This is a genomic window from Rhodopseudomonas faecalis, from assembly GCF_003217325.1.
Taxonomy (GTDB): domain Bacteria; phylum Pseudomonadota; class Alphaproteobacteria; order Rhizobiales; family Xanthobacteraceae; genus Rhodopseudomonas; species Rhodopseudomonas faecalis.
This window is the reverse complement of the sequence record NZ_QJTI01000011.1, coordinates 96,235-110,634: the sequence shown is the minus strand read 5'-3', so window position 1 is coordinate 110,634 and position 14,400 is coordinate 96,235. Positions and strand designations below refer to the sequence as shown.

The following is a 14,400-nucleotide window of genomic DNA, read 5'->3' as shown; positions in this document are numbered from 1 at the left end:
AGCTCCTTGGGAGAGATGAATGAAAACGTTTTCGGCGCTACTCATGGGAGCTGTGCTGGCGATCGTCGCCGCGGTGGCTCCCGCGCAAGCGCAACGGATGCCGGAGTCGATCAAGATCATCGTGCCATTCCCGGCCGGCGGCACCACCGACATCCTGGCGCGACATATCGCGAAGCATCTTGGTGATAAGCTCGGCGTGCAGACCGTGGTGGAAAACCGCGCCGGCGCCTCCGGGACCATCGGCTCCGACTTCGTGGCCAAGTCGCCGGCCGATGGCAGCGTGCTGCTGCTGGCCGCGACCCACCACGTCATCAATCCGAGCCTGTATCGCAAGTTGCCCTACGACACCGTCAAGGCGTTCTCGCCGATCGCGCAGGTGGCGACTGCCCCCAATGCGCTGGTGGTGACCAAGGATTTTCCGGCCAAGTCGGTCGCCGAACTGATCGTGCTGGCCAAGCAGCAGCCCGGCAAACTGTCGTTCGGTTCGAGCGGCATCGGCGGCGCCAATCATCTGTCCGGCGAACTGTTCAAGCAGATGACCGGCATCGACATGGTGCACATCCCCTATAAGGGCGCTGCGCCGGCGATGAATGATCTGATCGGCGGGCACATTCCGATCCTGTTCGATTCGCTGCCCACGGTGATCCCGGCGGCGCAGGGCGGGTTGCTGCGGGTGCTGGCCGTCACCAGCCGGGAACGCGCGCCGACCTTGCCGGACGTGCCGACCCTCGATGAGTCCGGGGTCAAAGGCTTTGAGTCATTGGGTTGGTTCGGCCTTTATATGCCGCAGGCCAATGGCAACGCGGTCTATCAGAAGCTGACCGCGACCATGGCGGAAGTGCTGGCCTCGCCCGAACTGGCCGAGAAGTTCAGCGCCCATGGCGTGCAGGTCGGTAAGCTGACCGGCGAATCGTTCAGCAAGTTCGTCGAATCGGAGATTACCCGTTGGGGCGGGGTGGTGCGCGCCGCCAACGTGCCCCCACAGGATTAAAGGCACAGGCCCGGAGCCCGATTGCAGTGAAAAACGCTGCAGAATCGGTGCTCCGGGCGCGCTGGCCTGCCGGAGCTGATTGACAGCCCGGCATCGGCTGGCTAAAAACCATCCTGTCTTGGGCGGCTCGCCGCTACCGGGATGACGTTCTGTTGTTTGCCCTTTCGGCCTGTACTCACGGCCTTTCAAACGTCTAGGATTGACCCATGAAGGTCCGTAACTCGCTGAAGTCGCTGCGCACCCGCAACCGCAACAACCGTCTGGTCCGTCGCAAGGGCCGGGTGTACGTGATCAACAAGGTGCAGCGCCGCTACAAGGCCCGCCAGGGTTGATCACGGGTTCGGAACGCGCCTCGCGCCTTCCTGCCTGTACTGCATAAGCCATCACAGCGCTGTGACACCGCTCCCCTTGCGGTGTCGGAGCTCGTCGCTACAGTCGCGAGATGGCACGGCGATCTCTCTTATCGCGACCAATGCGATCAGCATGGCTGATCGCCGCCTTGATGGCGGCGACGCCAGGCTGGACGCAGTCGCAGCCTCATGGCCTGGCGCCGGATGCGGATCAGCGCTCGTTGACGCGGCCGACTGAGCCGCCTGCCAGGCTGCCCGATTCCAAATCCCCGAATTCCAAGCAGCCGAAAGCCAGCGCCGATCGCGAGCGCGGCATCGATTTTCTGCTCGGCGCGCTGCAGGCGGCCCCGGACCAGACCAGCGCCAAGCATGTCGAAGCCCGGATCTGGGCGCTGTGGAGCCACACCTCCAGCGATACCGCGACCTTGCTGATGGCGCGCTCGAAAACGGCGATCGCCAACGGCCAGCCCGATGTCGCGCTCAAGCTGCTCGATGCCGTGATCAAGCTGAAGCCCGATTATATCGAGGGCTGGAATCGGCGCGCGACGCTGTATTACGTCAAGAACGACTATGATCACGCGCTGCGCGATATCGAGCAGGTGCTGAAACGCGAGCCGCGGCACTTCGGCGCGCTGGCCGGGCTCGGCATGATCATGCAGGACCTCGGCGACGACAAGCGCGCCCTCGCGGCCTATCGCAAGGCGCTGGCCGTCAACCCGCACCTCGACAAGGTGCCGGATCTGGTCAAGAAACTGTCCGAGAAGGTCGAAGGCCGCGATATCTAGCGGCGCGCCACCTCAGCGGCACGCCTCCCACCTGAGCGGGGCGGCACCTGAGCGCGGCGCGTCGGCGCCGCTCAGGCAGGTATCCAGGTCAGGATGCTATCCCAGTCAGGCTTGTATCCAAATCGAGCTTGTAGTCAGGCTGCTATCCAGCCTCAGCTCGGCTCAGCCGTTTTCTTCTTGGTTTTCGGGGCCTCTTCGGTCGGACCGACATAGGCGATCCGCACCATATTGGTGGTGCCCGGAGTGCCGAGCGGCACGCCGGCGACCACGATCACCCGCTGCCCGGATTTGGCAAAGCCATCGCGGAACGCGATCGAGCCGGCGCGGTCGATCATGTCGTCCTGGTCCTGCGCATCCTCGGCGACCACGCAGTGCACGCCCCACACCACCGACAGTTTTCGGCCGGTCAGGATGTTGGGCGAGATCGCCACCACCGGCACCCGGGCGCGCTCGCGCGCCACCCGCAGTGCGGTCGAGCCGGAGCTGGTCCAGCAGATGATCGCCGACAAATCGAGCGTTTCGGCGATGTGCCGCGCGGCGCCGGCGATCGCGTCGCCGGCCGTGGCTTCCGGCTCGGGACGCTGCGCCGCGATCACGGTGCGATAGGTCGGGTCGCGCTCGACCTCTTCGCCGATCCGGTTCATGGTCGACACCGCTTCGACCGCGAATTTGCCGGCCGCCGATTCCGCCGACAACATGATGGCATCGGCGCCCTCATAGACCGCGGTCGCGACGTCCGACACTTCGGCGCGGGTCGGCACCGGGCTCGAAATCATCGATTCCAGCATCTGGGTGGCGATCACCACCGGCTTGCCAGCGCGGCGCGCCAGCCGCGTCATCTGCTTTTGCAGGCTGGGCACGCGCTCCAGCGGCATTTCAACGCCAAGATCGCCGCGCGCCACCATCAAGGCATCGGAGGCGTCGATGATGTCCTGCAGTCGGTCGATCGCCTGCGGTTTTTCGATCTTGGCCATCACCGCGGCGCGGCCGCGGATCATGCGCTTGGCTTCGATCACGTCTTCGGCGCGCTGCACGAAGGACAGCGCCACCCAGTCGATGCCGGTCTCGCACGCCGCCTCAAGGTCGGCGCGGTCCTTGTTGGTCATCGCCGACATCGGCAGGTCGGTATCGGGCAGGCTGACGCCCTTGCGGTCCGACATCCGGCCGCCGATCACCACGCGCGTGACGGTGCGATCATGCGAACATTCCTCGGCGATCAGCCGCACCTTGCCGTCATCAAGCAGCAGCGCGTCGCCGACCTTCAAGGCGGCCAGAATTTCCGGATGGGGCAGGTGCACGCGGTTTTCGTCGCCCGGCTCCTTGAGGGAATCGAGCACGAAAGTGGCGCCGTTCTTGAGCTGGATCGGGCCATTGCCGAACAGGCCGAGCCGCAGCTTCGGGCCCTGCAGGTCGACCAGGATCCCGATCGGCCGGCCATAGCTGCTTTCGACATTGCGGATGGTCTGAACCAGCTCTCGCATCTTGTCGTGCGAGGTGTGGCTCATATTGATCCGGAAAATGTCGGCGCCGGCCTCGAACAGCTTGCGGATCGTGGCGCTGTCGGACGAGGCGGGGCCCAGCGTGGCGAGAATTTTGATACGGCGAAGACGTCTCATGGCTTGCTTCCGGGCGTGCCGCCTGGCGAGAGACCAGACGCGCCCGGAGGCGTTCCACCCTGTGAATTAGGCAATCCGGGCAGGCCGCCCCCGGGCGTGCCGGGCATGCCCGGCATCCGTTGCGGATTCTGCTCGGAACTCTCAGTCAGTTGCACGGTCCAGGCGCGCTGATCGCCGGTGTCGACCTCGAAGAAGCCGGTCCGGTCAAAACCGCGCGCCAGGCAGTTTTCGGTCCCTTTGATGGTGAATTCCTTGTCGCGCGAACACATGAAGGCCTGCCCCGACCATTCGCCACCGCGGTCATAGTCCAGCGCATAGATATAGTAGTAGCGTGCGACAAGCGTGCCACGCAGCAGCGTTTCGCAGCTGCGTGACGATACATTCCACCAGCCTTCGGTGGTCCAGCCATCGGCATCCTTGTAGCCAAGCGCAATGCCGACCCGGCTGGAGGTGTTGTTGCAGAGCCGAAAATCGGCCGCGGCCGGCGCGGCCGCAAGCGACGCCAGCAACGCGGCGGCCGCCGGAACCAGGCGGGAGCGACGTCGAAGCGAGATCATGGTGCGGTGTGGAACGTCTGCGGTCATTCGGTCAAGCTACAGCAACTGCAATCGATTTGGCGCGCTCCGCGGCCCGCTGTCAACGGTGCGGCGTCCGCGATGCGAAGGGGATCGAGCTGCCAGTGCTCGCGTTCTCTAACCCGTGGATGTGGCAAAATCTGTGGCAGCTCCCATTTCTGGTCAATTCCTTTAACGAAATGCAGCAATTCCACGAGGCTTGAGCGATGGCGATCGATAAGGACACCTGGACCGAACTCGAGGCTGCGGCATTTCGCCGGCTGATTGGCCATCTGCGCGAGCGCAGCGATGTCGCCAATATCGACTTGATGAACCTCGCCGGCTTCTGCCGCAACTGTCTGTCGAACTGGCTGAAGGACGAGGCCGACGCCAAGGGCGTCGAGCTGTCGCGCGATGATAGCCGCGAGGCGGTGTACGGCATGCCCTACGAGGTCTGGAAAGAGCGCCATCAGGCGCAGGCCACACCCGAGCAACTGGCGCAATTCGCCAAGGCCAGCAAGCCGCACACACCCTAGAGTCGTAGCGATGCGGGGCGACTCGCGGGTGGCGACTCGCCACCTTTTTTTGTTGCGCTGTCCCGAGCGCGACCGCCTTGCGCGGCGCCGCACAAACCGTTAGCCATGCGCGCTGGCGGCCTGTGGGTCACTGTGGACGAGCGCCTTGATGCTTGACGTCAAGCCTCGCCCTCGTGAGTGTCGCTCCGCGTCCTGGGGCGCGGCCCGAGCCACCCTTGATTCGTATTTCTCATCCAATCGTTCACGTCAGGAGTACATGATGGCCACCTCTGCTGCCGTCCAGGAAGAACCCGCGACCAAATTCGCGAAGGATCAGCTGCGGGCCATCATCGAGCGCATCGAGCGGCTGGAAGAAGAGAAAAAGGCGATTTCCGACGACATCCGCGACGTCTATGCCGAGGCCAAGGGCAATGGCTACGACGTCAAGGCGCTGCGCACCATCGTGCGCATGCGCAAGCAGGACGCCGACGAGCGCGCCGAGCAGGAAAGCATCCTGGAAACCTATCTGCAGGCGCTCGGTATGCTCTGAGTCTGATGCGGTTCTGAGCGATCAGAACCGCAACGCCTTCCAGGCTTGCTGGGGGCAGTGGTGACGCGAGCGGCGCGCCACATGGCCCCGACAAGTGCCAGAGCCTCACGTTGCGCTCAGGCACCAGGACGGTCACCGAGATCGTCCCCCACCGTGGCCGGTGCTTCGGCCGAACATCCCCGAACGAAAGTGAATTGACCCACGGCGGCTGCGATCAGCGCTCCGCCGCGGCGCCGCGCGTCGTCACGCCGGCGGCTTCAGAGTGCAGGAACGAGCAGGGTGGCTTCCGGTTGTCGCTGCAACAACCGGAGCAGCGGCGGACAAGGACGATGCCGGCGAAGTCGCGCAACAAGATGTCAGAGCCCGGCACGGCCGAGGACTGACGTCGTCGCTCGTCGCGGCCGCCGTGCGTGCAGCGTCGGTGCGCTCACCGGCGCTACGGGGTGTCACCGCAAACCGCGCGCGACGCGCGTCAACGTCGCCCGTCGCGTGATCCGAGCCAAGCGATCAGTCCGAGTGTGGCTTCCGTCGACCGGACACGCTGTTCCAGATTATTGCGCAGCGTTTCGTCAGTGGTCTGCTTGGCCTGCTGCCGACACTGCTCAGAAAAAGCGAACAGTCGCTGTTCAAGCGACAATTGTTGCTTGGTTCGATTCCGACGCCCCTTCATGCGGATACCTCCATACCGGGCGTTTTCAGGCTAATGGGCCTGTCATTCGCGGGCATTTACTTATGTTATTCACCTGAGGCAGTTTGCATGGATGACCACGCGGCGCTCGATCCGATCGCCGTTACAACGGGCTCCTCAAACGGCCAAAGCGGCAGACGGCGCGCGTGCGTATCGCGCACGCAACGAAGGTAGCGCGGCTTGTTCTGGTGACCTGCCGCTGATCCGCTAAGCGAGTTCGCCGATCTCAGCGTGCGGCTGATGACGCGACGGCGACGTCACGCGATGGAGATAGCTCTCATCGAACAACGACAATTCTCGCAAGCCGCGCAAATTGTGAATCGTCAAGCGGCGGCCGCGCAGTGACATCAGCCGTGTGGCACGCAATTCCTGCAGCGATCGGTTGACATGCACCAGGGACAGGCCGAGCAGATCGCCGAGATCAGCCTGGGTCACCGGCATGTCGTAGGACAGCTCATCGTCGACCAGGCCGATATTCTCCAGCCGCAAATGCAGCTCGCAAAACAGATGGCCAAGCCGCTCGGTTGCGGTGCGCCGTCCCAGGCTGATGAGATGCTCGCGTTCGATGGCGAACGACGTCAACAGGTCCCACCACAACGCCTCCTCAATGCGTGGGCTGGCCTGCGCCGTGCTGCGCATGGTGTCGTGCCGTAGCTGCGCGATCGTCACCGGGGTGATCGCCGCGATCGCGTTGGTCATGAAGCGGGGGAGTATCCCGAACGGCTCGCACAGATCGCCGGGCAGATACAGCGATACGATCTGCCGTTTGCCGTTTTCCAGCGTGGTGTAGTGGCAGGCCCAGCCTTCCACGATCAGGGTCAGGTGTCCGCGCGGCTCGCCTTCGATCGAGACGTCTTCGCGTGCGGCCAGCGAGCGCACGGGGCGCGCGAGCGCGATCAGGACGTTCTCGTTGTCTTGGGTTAAATGCGCGCCGTGGCGGAGTTTCCGCAAGAAGGGATGGGCCATTGGGATGCCTCTCTCACGGACACGACCTGATGTCGCCTGGCTTGGCCAAACATCCTATGAGAGAGGTGGCCGGCACGACGGCTCCCGCGCTCGTCTGGACATTACCGCTAATGATCGACAACGCCGCTGAGCGTCTTAGGTTCCATGGTCATATGTTAAAACCCTGCTCGGTGCAGATCGGTGGGAACGCTAGCTCACAGCGAGCGCCTTGGTCTCTGCTGTCGGGACAAGGTTGGTTTACGCGCGCTGCCATTGGCGTTGGCGCCAGGGACTGAGCGCCATCACGCCGAAATGGCCGAGCGGTTCGCACACCACATTGTTGCTCGGCACCCTCAGCGCCGCGCGTCTGACCAAGGCGGCCCGGCGCGCGCGCGGCACGTAGCGATCGAAAGCGCCGATCGAGAACCGGCTACGCGGATCGATCCGGTGCAACCAATCGATCGGGTGCAGGCCGTGCAGGGCGCTGGTGAAATCGCCAAGGGTGACGCCGCGGTTTTCGGCTTCGCGCCGCACCGCCCGCGCCGCCGGACTCTGCCAGATCATCAGGTCGCCGCGATCGGCCGAGGCGAAGCTCCACAATTTGGTGCAATAGCGTCCGGCAAGCAGCGTCGCCGGCACCGTGCCCATGCTGAGGCCCACCAGGATAGGTGGGCTGCGACGCTCGATCTCTTCCGCCGCATCGTCGAGCACCAGCCGGATGGCGCGGGCACACGCCTCTGGGTCGGCGTGCACCACAGCCGCTGGCAACTCATAACAGAGCCGCCAGCGCCGCAGGCCGAGCAGTCCGAACCTCATCGCTGTACGGAAACTGGTGTGCCACGGCAGAAAGTAGATGGCGCCGCCGGCATCGCTGCCGGTGATCCGGCGAAAGCGCATGGTGCTATCCGGGGCGACCATCTTGGGCACCTCTGACGGCGTCAATAGGTTCCGGTTCGATAGCCGGCCGACTCTGCCGACAGCAGACGCGACAGCGGCACGATCTGATAGATCGCTGAGGCCGCGACCAGCACATAGATGATGCGCGAGGCGAGTGATGACGTGGCCGTTTCGGCGGCACCGTTGCCGAGAATGGCTGATACCAGGTCGAAGTCGAACAGGCCCACCAGGCCCCAGTTCAGGCCGCCAACAATCACCAGCAGCAGAGTGACGACGTTTAGAATGCGCATAGTGTTCTCCGATGATGTGAGACCGACCAACGACGCAAGGTGGTGGCCGTTCCTATCGGAGGGGCGTGCGCCTCGCGCACGATGCGGCGGAACGAATGTCGCCAGCGCGTTTTATGCAGCGATGGCGAGTCATGACAATCGACGTAACCGCACCGGTAACGAGCCCGCGCCCTTGCTGCTGCTGGCGGTGGCATTGGTTCCGCTGCTCGGCGTGGCGGCTTGGCTGATCGGCTGGTTTGGTAGCTGAAGGCGCCGCGCGACAGTCAGCAATGGTCGGAGTTGAGTAGCCCGGATCAAGCGTAGCGCAATGCGGGGAATAGTGCGGGCTGCGGTTAGCGCAGCGCCGCGGTCACGAACGGGGTGGTCGGCACCGAGACCACCGCCTCACCGGAGAACTGATCGCAGGCCAGGCCGGCATGCGGGTCTTCGGAAAACGCCATCGCCACGGTGGCGGTCGGCTTGCTGAAATACGAGCGCAAAATCGTCATGTCGGTGTCGCCGAACACCGTCGAGGTCATGCTCGCGGCGCTCGGCGCCAGGATCATGGCGCGCAGCCAGATGTCATCATCGCGGCTGGCGGCGGCGAGCCGCGACGAGGTCGTGACCAGATGCCCCTGAATCCGGCCCTGATGATTCTTGGCGACGGTGGTGACGCTGCCGGCGGCCGGCGCGGCATGACGCTGCACGGCGGCGGCACGCACGGTGCGCGGCACCGGAGCGCTGGCGGCAACGATCGGCGCGCGGTCGATCGGCGAAGGCGGCGGCGCAAAGGCCATCGCCTGCATCGCGGCATTGGAGGCGGAAGCGGGAGCGGCGGTGTCGGCGGCCGGCTCGCGGGCCTTGAGGGCGGCGATCTGCGCCGCCGTAGCCTGCTGCGCTTTCGGCATGTCGTCCCAGAAGCCGCGGGCATTGATGATATCGGCCGGAGTTTGCGGCCGGGTCTCGGTGCTGGCGGCGGGCTTGGCGGCGGCCGCGGGTTTGGCAGGACGCGCCATCGGCACCGGCACCATTTGGTCGGCGCTCGCGACCTGAACCGGGGCGACCGGCTTCTCACGCGGCATCGGAATGGTGTCGACGATCTTCAATTCGCCCGGCTTGACGTCGGCGAGTTTGACGTCGGGCTGCTTCGGCGCCAACACCGGCGCGGTCGCGGCCGGCGCGCTCTTGGCGGCAGTCGGCGTTGGTGCGCCTTCGTCGTCCTCTTCGGCCGATTTCGAATTGAACAGCGAGGCCAGGAAACCCGACTTGCTACCGCTGGCGTCTGAAGCGCCGCGCTTTTCGATGTCGGCGAGCGCGAGTTGATAACCCTTCAGCGGCGTGCCGTTAGCAGGCAGGTGCACGGTGCGGCCATCGGGGAAGACGCGCGCCAGCTGATCGGAGGTCATGCGCGGCCAATGCCGGATGCGGCCGGTGTCGAGATGGACGAACGGCGAGCCTGAACTCGGATAAAAACCGACGCCGCCGCGCTGCAAGCGCAGCCCCGCCGCGCGGATCTGCTCCAGCGGCACGCCCGGAATGTAGAAGTCCATCGCATGGCCCAGCATGTGCTGGCTGAAGCGCGCCACGCCCGAGGAGCGGCGGCGCAGCATGGCGTTGGTCGCCGGAGAGCGATAAGCGGAGATGATCTTGATCGGCTGTTTGCCGTCGACGTCGCGATAGACCTCCCACAGGATGTCGAATAGGCGACGGTCCATGGTGGTCTGTTCTTGGCTGCGCCAGTCGCGCAGGAAGTAATTGATCTGCTTCATCGCCGCTTCGTCGTAGCGGCCATTGCGCTTGAAAGTGACGGTAAGGGCTTCACCCGAATGGGTGTGATGGAAGGAGAGAGTACGAGTATCGCCGACAGCGGTGGCGTCGCGGACCGAGCCGGCGCCAGCTAAAAGCAGTGCCGATGCCAATCCCGCCGTTAATCCGGCGCGCGTTGACGACAGCAACCTGAGACGGCGTGCGAAACCAGCGAGCACGTATCACCCACCCCAATGAGACTCATTCCGGAAATCCTGTCCGCCCAATACCCCGTCGCGGTCAAACAGGATGAACGTAGTCTTAAACCGGGAGGGTTAATTGAGATTTACGCCCCACGCTCCCGGCGGCTGTGGAAAATAGCGCGCCGAACATGGCGAAATATAGCCCATTGATTAAATCACGATGGACAATGGTTAATAACAGCGGCTCAGACCAAGCTGAGCCACTGATTTAGCTGCCAAATTTTGGTTAACAGCAAAGCTGTCCCAAAGCCTTGCTAGCGCGCGAACACGTTGCGTGGTGGGCGCTGAGTGGGGCCAGGATGTGGCGGCAGGCCAAAAAGTCGTTCAAAAAACGAGAAGCCGCTCGCCCCCTGGGCCGGTCCATTGTCGTTGAACGCCACCCCTTGCGGGATGTCGGCACGCGGCCGCGAGTAGCTCGGCTGGGCGTGGGCGACAATGCTTTCCAAATCCTTACCGCGGCTGTCGCGCATCAGCGAGATCATCACCGCGTCGCGGCCATAGATGTCCTTGCGGAATTGCAGCTTGCCGGCGTCGTCAACAAAGGCGGTCTGGTAGGTGATGTTGACCGGGATCGGCGTCGGGAATTTCAGATCGATCTCGCTGCGGCCATACATGCCGCGAATGCGCTCCGGCGTGTAGCGCTCATTCGGCATGGTGATGTTGAGCAGCGTCGCGGCGTACTGATCGGGGTTTTGCACGCGCATGCAGCCATGGCTGAACGCGCGCTCCTCGCGCCCGAACAGATGCTTGTCCGGCGTGTCGTGCTGATACACCAGGAACTTGTTCGGGAAGTTGAAGCGAATCCGGCCGAGCGCGTTGCCTTCACCTGGCGGCTGCGAAATGTGGATCGAGCCGTCGCGATTGCGCTCCAGCCGCAGCCCCATCCGTTGCAGCACGGTCGGGTCCTGTTGCAGTGCCGGCAGATACTCATTGTAGATGATCGACGGCGGCACGTTCCAGGTCGGGTTGACCGTGATGTACTTCATCGTCTCGGTCAGCATCGGGGTGGCGTGCTTGCCGGGCTTGCCGGTGACGACGCGCGTGGTCCAGACCTGGGCGTCGTTCTGCATGACCTTCAAGGTGAAGTCGGGAATGTTGAGGATCACATAGGCATTGCCGAGCGACGGCACGCCGAGCTGGCGCGGCAGCCAGCGCAGCCGCTCCATGTTCACCAGAACGATGTCGATATGCCGGTCGCGCTTCGGGCTGTTCAGCGCCTTCACCGTGCGCTCGTCGAGCACGCCGGTTTCGGGCAGATCGACGCTTTCCTGGAATTTGCGAACCGCGGCCGCCACCTTGGCGTCGTAGCGCAGGCTGTCGGCGTTCTCGCTGATGCTGAGCCGGGCGCGCAGTTGCGGCACGCGCGGATCATCCATTTCCACCGCCGGCTTCTTCTTGCGCTCCGGCACGTATTTCAGCGCCGGTCCATCGCCGATGGTGATGGTGGTGCCGCTGCTTTCGCCGCGCAATTCGGCGAGCTTGGCCTTGAGGTCGCGGTACAGCTTGAGCGGCGGATTGTAGCTCGCCAGCGCGGCCGACGGATCGCTGGCGGTGGTGACGTTCGCCAGCACCTGCGCCGGATCGATCGGATGCTCCGGATAGAGGATGTCGGCGCTGACCTGCGAGAAATGCATCCGCCCGCTCTGGGCATGACGGGCATAATCCAGCATCGACGCGGTCAGTTTCAGCTCGGCTTCCGCGAGCGCAGCAGGGGTGGTGGCCGCGGCGAAATCCGGCACCGGATAATCGGTGGGCGACAGACCTTCGGCGGCGGCGTCACGCAGGCGGGCGGTCACGCTCTTGGCGAGCGGGGTCGCGGCGCCCGCGCTGCTCCACAGCGGCGCGTAATCGCGCGCGGCATAAAACTTCTCGACCGCGGCGCGCTCGGCCTTGCGGTCGAGCAGCTTGGCGGCCTTGCCAGCAAGCAGATCGCGCAGCTGTTCGGCGACCGGCTGATCGGTTGCGGGGATGGTGATCGCCACATGCGCCGGCTTCTCGCCTGATTCCTTGGCCGACTCCTTGACCGCTTCCTTGCTCGTTTCCTTGCTGGTGTCTTTGGCAGCTTCGGCGCTGGGCTGCTTGGAATCGTCCTTCACGGCGGCAGGGGCCGCCGCGGTGGTTTCGGCAGCCGGTGGCGTGGCCGGCGCGGTGGCCGCAGCCGGTGCGGTTTCGGTCTTCAGATCGGCAATCGAAGGCGGGGGCAGATCAACCGGCTCGGGCACCGGTACGGCGGCGTCGATGGCAAGGTCCTCTGCCGTGCGTGTCGCAGCCGACTGGCCGAGGGCTGAAGTCGCCGACAGCGCCACAAAGCTCGCCGCAACCGCGATCAGAACGCGGTCGAAACCGCGGCGGCCGTGAGAGGTATCTCGCATTTCGCACCCCTTGATGGACTGTCGCCGGGAGCGGCCGTCATGACGTCCGTCTTTCAACGTCACGTCTGACCTTTGTCACGGCGATGAGCCGCCGCGACAGCGCCCGATTCGATCGAGTCTCGACTCGTTATCATTAACATGCAGCCCAGCAGACGACAGGGGCTGCTCACGACAAACTGACCGCGAGGGTCTGTAATGCACAGGACGCCTCGGCCGCTTTTGCCATTCATGCCGCGATTTGTCTGTCACCGTGCGGCAACGGTTCAAGGGTTCCTCGGGGGCAGGGGGCAGGCCCCGCGGAACCCGCTGCGCCGATTACGGGTGCGACTGCCGATCGGTGTCGGGGAGCAGGTCGTCGAGCTTGCGATACAGTGTAGAGCGGCCGATCTTCAACCGCCGCGCCACTTCCGACATCTGGCCGCGATAATGCGCAATCGCGAAGCGGATGATGTCGCCTTCCAGTTCGGCCAGCGGCCGGACCTCGCCCTCGGCCGTCAACAGCGGCAGGCTGCCCATCGCCGGCAGCGGCGCAATCGGAATATCGGCTTCGACGATGCTCGGCGCGATGGTGGAGACGCCGGGCTCGATCAACAGCGGTTCGCTGGGCAACTCCAGCCGGCTGTTCTGGGCGGCGGTCAGCGGGAAGTCGGCGACGTCGAGCTGCTGCGCATCGCTCATCACCACCGCGCGGTATACGGCGTTTTCAAGCTGGCGGACATTGCCCGGCCAATCGAACTGCACCAGACGCGCCATCGCCTCGGCGCTGACGCCGGTGATGACGCGGTTTTCCTCGGCGCAGAATCGCGCCAGGAAATGCCGCACCAGATGCGGGATGTCTTCGCGCCGCGTGCGCAGCGGCGGCACGGTCAGCGGCAGCACATGCAGCCGATAAAACAGGTCTTCGCGGAATTGCCCGGCTTTGACGCGGTCGAGCAGCCCGCGATTGCTGGCGGAGATGATGCGGACATCGACCTTGACCGGCTTGCGGCCGCCGACCGCTTCAACCGTGCCTTCCTGCAAGGCGCGCAGCAGCTTGACCTGGGCATTGAGCGGCAGCTCGCTGATTTCGTCGAGAAACAGCGTGCCGCCGGAGGCTTCGATGAATTTGCCGGTGTGGCGCTCGGTGGCGCCGGTGAACGCGCCTTTCTCGTGGCCGAACAGGATCGATTCCACCAGATTGTCGGGAATCGCGCCGCAGTTCACCGCCACGAACGGCTTGCTGCTGCGATCGCTCGAGCCGTGAATGGCGCGCGCGATCAATTCCTTGCCGACGCCTGATTCGCCTTCGATCTGCACGGGAATGCTGGAAGTAGCCGCGCGCCGCGCGATCTGCAGCACCCTTGCCATCGCCTCGCTGCGCGTCACCAGATCGGCGAAGGTCAGCCGGCCTTCGCGGCTGTGGCGGATACGCTGCAATTCGCCCTTGAGCGCGCTGGCGTTGAGCGCATTGCGCAGCGACACTTGCAGCCGCTCGACGCCGACCGGCTTGACCACGAAATCCTGGGCGCCGGCGCGCATCGCCGACACCACATTGTCGATGCCGCCATGAGCGGTCTGCACGATCACCGGGATCGACAGCCCCATTTCGCGCATGGCGCTGAGCACGCCCATGCCGTCGAGGCCAGGCATCACCAGGTCGAGCACCACCACATCAATCGCCGGTTCGTCGCCGGCCGTCAGCCGTGCAATGGCAGCATCGCCGCTGTCGACCGTGACGGCTTCATAGCCGCAACGCTGCACCATGTTTTCAACGAGGCGGCGTTGCACAGGATCGTCATCGGCGATCAGAATTCTCTCGACCATGGGTACTCCAAAACGGGCGTTGTCCCGATTTGGGCCACCATGGCCGCGGAAGCGTT

At 64.5% G+C, this 14,400-nt stretch carries 15 protein-coding genes; 6 read left to right on the top strand and 9 right to left on the bottom strand.

All coding sequences use genetic code 11. The features are described from left to right. The first annotated feature begins 19 nt into the window (after window positions 1–19). The 3 genes from BJ122_RS10860 (at window position 20) to BJ122_RS10850 (ending at window position 2,126) form a co-directional block, all read left to right on the top strand. Window positions 20–991 carry a tripartite tricarboxylate transporter substrate binding protein gene (locus BJ122_RS10860; RefSeq protein WP_110781041.1) on the top strand — a complete coding sequence of 324 codons (972 nt, stop codon included), beginning with the start codon at window positions 20–22 and terminating at the stop codon, window positions 989–991. Between the two features lie 206 nt (window positions 992–1,197). Next, window positions 1,198–1,323, top strand: a complete 126-nt coding sequence (gene ykgO, locus BJ122_RS10855) for a type B 50S ribosomal protein L36 (RefSeq protein ID WP_027276473.1) — start codon at window positions 1,198–1,200, stop codon at window positions 1,321–1,323. 110 nt (window positions 1,324–1,433) lie between these two features. Further along, window positions 1,434–2,126, top strand: a complete 693-nt coding sequence (locus BJ122_RS10850) for a tetratricopeptide repeat protein (protein ID WP_110781040.1) — start codon at window positions 1,434–1,436, stop codon at window positions 2,124–2,126. Between the two features lie 152 nt (window positions 2,127–2,278). Here the strand turns inward: BJ122_RS10850 and pyk are convergent, their stop codons facing one another. Together pyk and BJ122_RS10840 are read right to left on the bottom strand one after the other, a co-directional pair. Continuing rightward, a complete protein-coding gene (gene pyk / locus BJ122_RS10845; protein ID WP_110781039.1) occupies window positions 2,279–3,742 on the bottom strand; it encodes a pyruvate kinase in 1,464 nt (487 codons plus the stop codon). Next, window positions 3,739–4,326 (bottom strand): DUF1036 domain-containing protein, encoded by a 588-nt coding sequence (locus BJ122_RS10840; RefSeq protein ID WP_110781038.1) that lies wholly within the window; start codon window positions 4,324–4,326, stop codon window positions 3,739–3,741. The genes pyk and BJ122_RS10840 overlap by 4 nt, the downstream gene beginning before the upstream one ends. Window positions 4,327–4,523: 197 nt before the next feature. Between BJ122_RS10840 and BJ122_RS10835 the strand changes: the two genes are divergently transcribed. Both BJ122_RS10835 and BJ122_RS10830 read left to right on the top strand, forming a co-directional pair. After that, the gene (locus BJ122_RS10835; RefSeq protein ID WP_110781037.1) at window positions 4,524–4,832 is read left to right on the top strand and encodes a DUF1244 domain-containing protein; all 309 of its coding nucleotides are present in this window, start codon (window positions 4,524–4,526) and stop codon (window positions 4,830–4,832) included. A 259-nt stretch (window positions 4,833–5,091) separates the two neighbouring features. Beyond that, a complete protein-coding gene (locus BJ122_RS10830; RefSeq protein WP_110781069.1) occupies window positions 5,092–5,361 on the top strand; it encodes a DUF2312 domain-containing protein in 270 nt (89 codons plus the stop codon). Between the two features lie 472 nt (window positions 5,362–5,833). On the opposite strand, the gene BJ122_RS10820 is transcribed toward BJ122_RS10830, so the two are convergent. From BJ122_RS10820 to BJ122_RS10805, 4 genes are all read right to left on the bottom strand, one after another. Then, entirely contained in the window at window positions 5,834–6,031 is a 198-nt protein-coding gene (locus tag BJ122_RS10820; protein WP_110781035.1) for a hypothetical protein, read from the bottom strand. 225 nt (window positions 6,032–6,256) lie between these two features. After that, entirely contained in the window at window positions 6,257–7,015 is a 759-nt protein-coding gene (locus BJ122_RS10815; protein WP_110781034.1) for a Crp/Fnr family transcriptional regulator, read from the bottom strand. Window positions 7,016–7,252: 237 nt separating this feature from the next. Further along, window positions 7,253–7,912, bottom strand: coding sequence for a hypothetical protein (locus BJ122_RS10810; protein ID WP_110781068.1), 660 nt, complete (start codon window positions 7,910–7,912; stop codon window positions 7,253–7,255). 20 nt (window positions 7,913–7,932) lie between these two features. Next, the gene (locus BJ122_RS10805; protein WP_110781033.1) at window positions 7,933–8,181 is read right to left on the bottom strand and encodes a DUF378 domain-containing protein; all 249 of its coding nucleotides are present in this window, start codon (window positions 8,179–8,181) and stop codon (window positions 7,933–7,935) included. Between the two features lie 121 nt (window positions 8,182–8,302). On the opposite strand from BJ122_RS10805, the gene BJ122_RS19780 reads away from it, so the two are divergent. Then, complete coding sequence (locus BJ122_RS19780) at window positions 8,303–8,428, top strand: hypothetical protein (RefSeq protein ID WP_283808448.1); 126 nt, start codon at window positions 8,303–8,305, stop codon at window positions 8,426–8,428. A gap of 85 nt (window positions 8,429–8,513) precedes the next feature. Here BJ122_RS19780 and BJ122_RS10800 read toward each other — a convergent pair whose 3' ends face one another. The 3 genes from BJ122_RS10800 to BJ122_RS10790 all read right to left on the bottom strand — a co-directional run bounded on the left by BJ122_RS10800 (window position 8,514) and on the right by BJ122_RS10790 (window position 14,344). Beyond that, complete coding sequence (locus tag BJ122_RS10800; RefSeq protein WP_110781032.1) at window positions 8,514–10,145, bottom strand: peptidoglycan L,D-endopeptidase MepK; 1,632 nt, start codon at window positions 10,143–10,145, stop codon at window positions 8,514–8,516. Between the two features lie 278 nt (window positions 10,146–10,423). Then, complete coding sequence (locus BJ122_RS10795) at window positions 10,424–12,541, bottom strand: L,D-transpeptidase family protein (RefSeq protein WP_110781031.1); 2,118 nt, start codon at window positions 12,539–12,541, stop codon at window positions 10,424–10,426. A 315-nt stretch (window positions 12,542–12,856) separates the two neighbouring features. Further along, entirely contained in the window at window positions 12,857–14,344 is a 1,488-nt protein-coding gene (locus BJ122_RS10790) for a sigma-54-dependent transcriptional regulator (protein WP_110781030.1), read from the bottom strand. Window positions 14,345–14,400 lie beyond the last annotated feature (56 nt).

Coding starts and splice junctions, on each gene's coding strand:
- BJ122_RS10805 (WP_110781033.1), bottom strand. CDS start 8,181: ATGCGCATTCTAAACGTCGTCACTCTGCTGCTGGTGATTGTTGGCGGC.
- BJ122_RS10810 (WP_110781068.1), bottom strand. CDS start 7,912: ATGGTCGCCCCGGATAGCACCATGCGCTTTCGCCGGATCACCGGCAGC.
- BJ122_RS10830 (WP_110781069.1), top strand. CDS start 5,092: ATGGCCACCTCTGCTGCCGTCCAGGAAGAACCCGCGACCAAATTCGCG.
- BJ122_RS10860 (WP_110781041.1), top strand. CDS start 20: ATGAAAACGTTTTCGGCGCTACTCATGGGAGCTGTGCTGGCGATCGTC.
- BJ122_RS10840 (WP_110781038.1), bottom strand. CDS start 4,326: ATGACCGCAGACGTTCCACACCGCACCATGATCTCGCTTCGACGTCGC.
- BJ122_RS10795 (WP_110781031.1), bottom strand. CDS start 12,541: ATGCGAGATACCTCTCACGGCCGCCGCGGTTTCGACCGCGTTCTGATC.
- ykgO (WP_027276473.1), top strand. CDS start 1,198: ATGAAGGTCCGTAACTCGCTGAAGTCGCTGCGCACCCGCAACCGCAAC.
- BJ122_RS10850 (WP_110781040.1), top strand. CDS start 1,434: ATGGCACGGCGATCTCTCTTATCGCGACCAATGCGATCAGCATGGCTG.
- BJ122_RS10835 (WP_110781037.1), top strand. CDS start 4,524: ATGGCGATCGATAAGGACACCTGGACCGAACTCGAGGCTGCGGCATTT.
- BJ122_RS10820 (WP_110781035.1), bottom strand. CDS start 6,031: ATGAAGGGGCGTCGGAATCGAACCAAGCAACAATTGTCGCTTGAACAG.
- pyk (WP_110781039.1), bottom strand. CDS start 3,742: ATGAGACGTCTTCGCCGTATCAAAATTCTCGCCACGCTGGGCCCCGCC.
- BJ122_RS19780 (WP_283808448.1), top strand. CDS start 8,303: ATGGCGAGTCATGACAATCGACGTAACCGCACCGGTAACGAGCCCGCG.
- BJ122_RS10790 (WP_110781030.1), bottom strand. CDS start 14,344: ATGGTCGAGAGAATTCTGATCGCCGATGACGATCCTGTGCAACGCCGC.
- BJ122_RS10815 (WP_110781034.1), bottom strand. CDS start 7,015: ATGGCCCATCCCTTCTTGCGGAAACTCCGCCACGGCGCGCATTTAACC.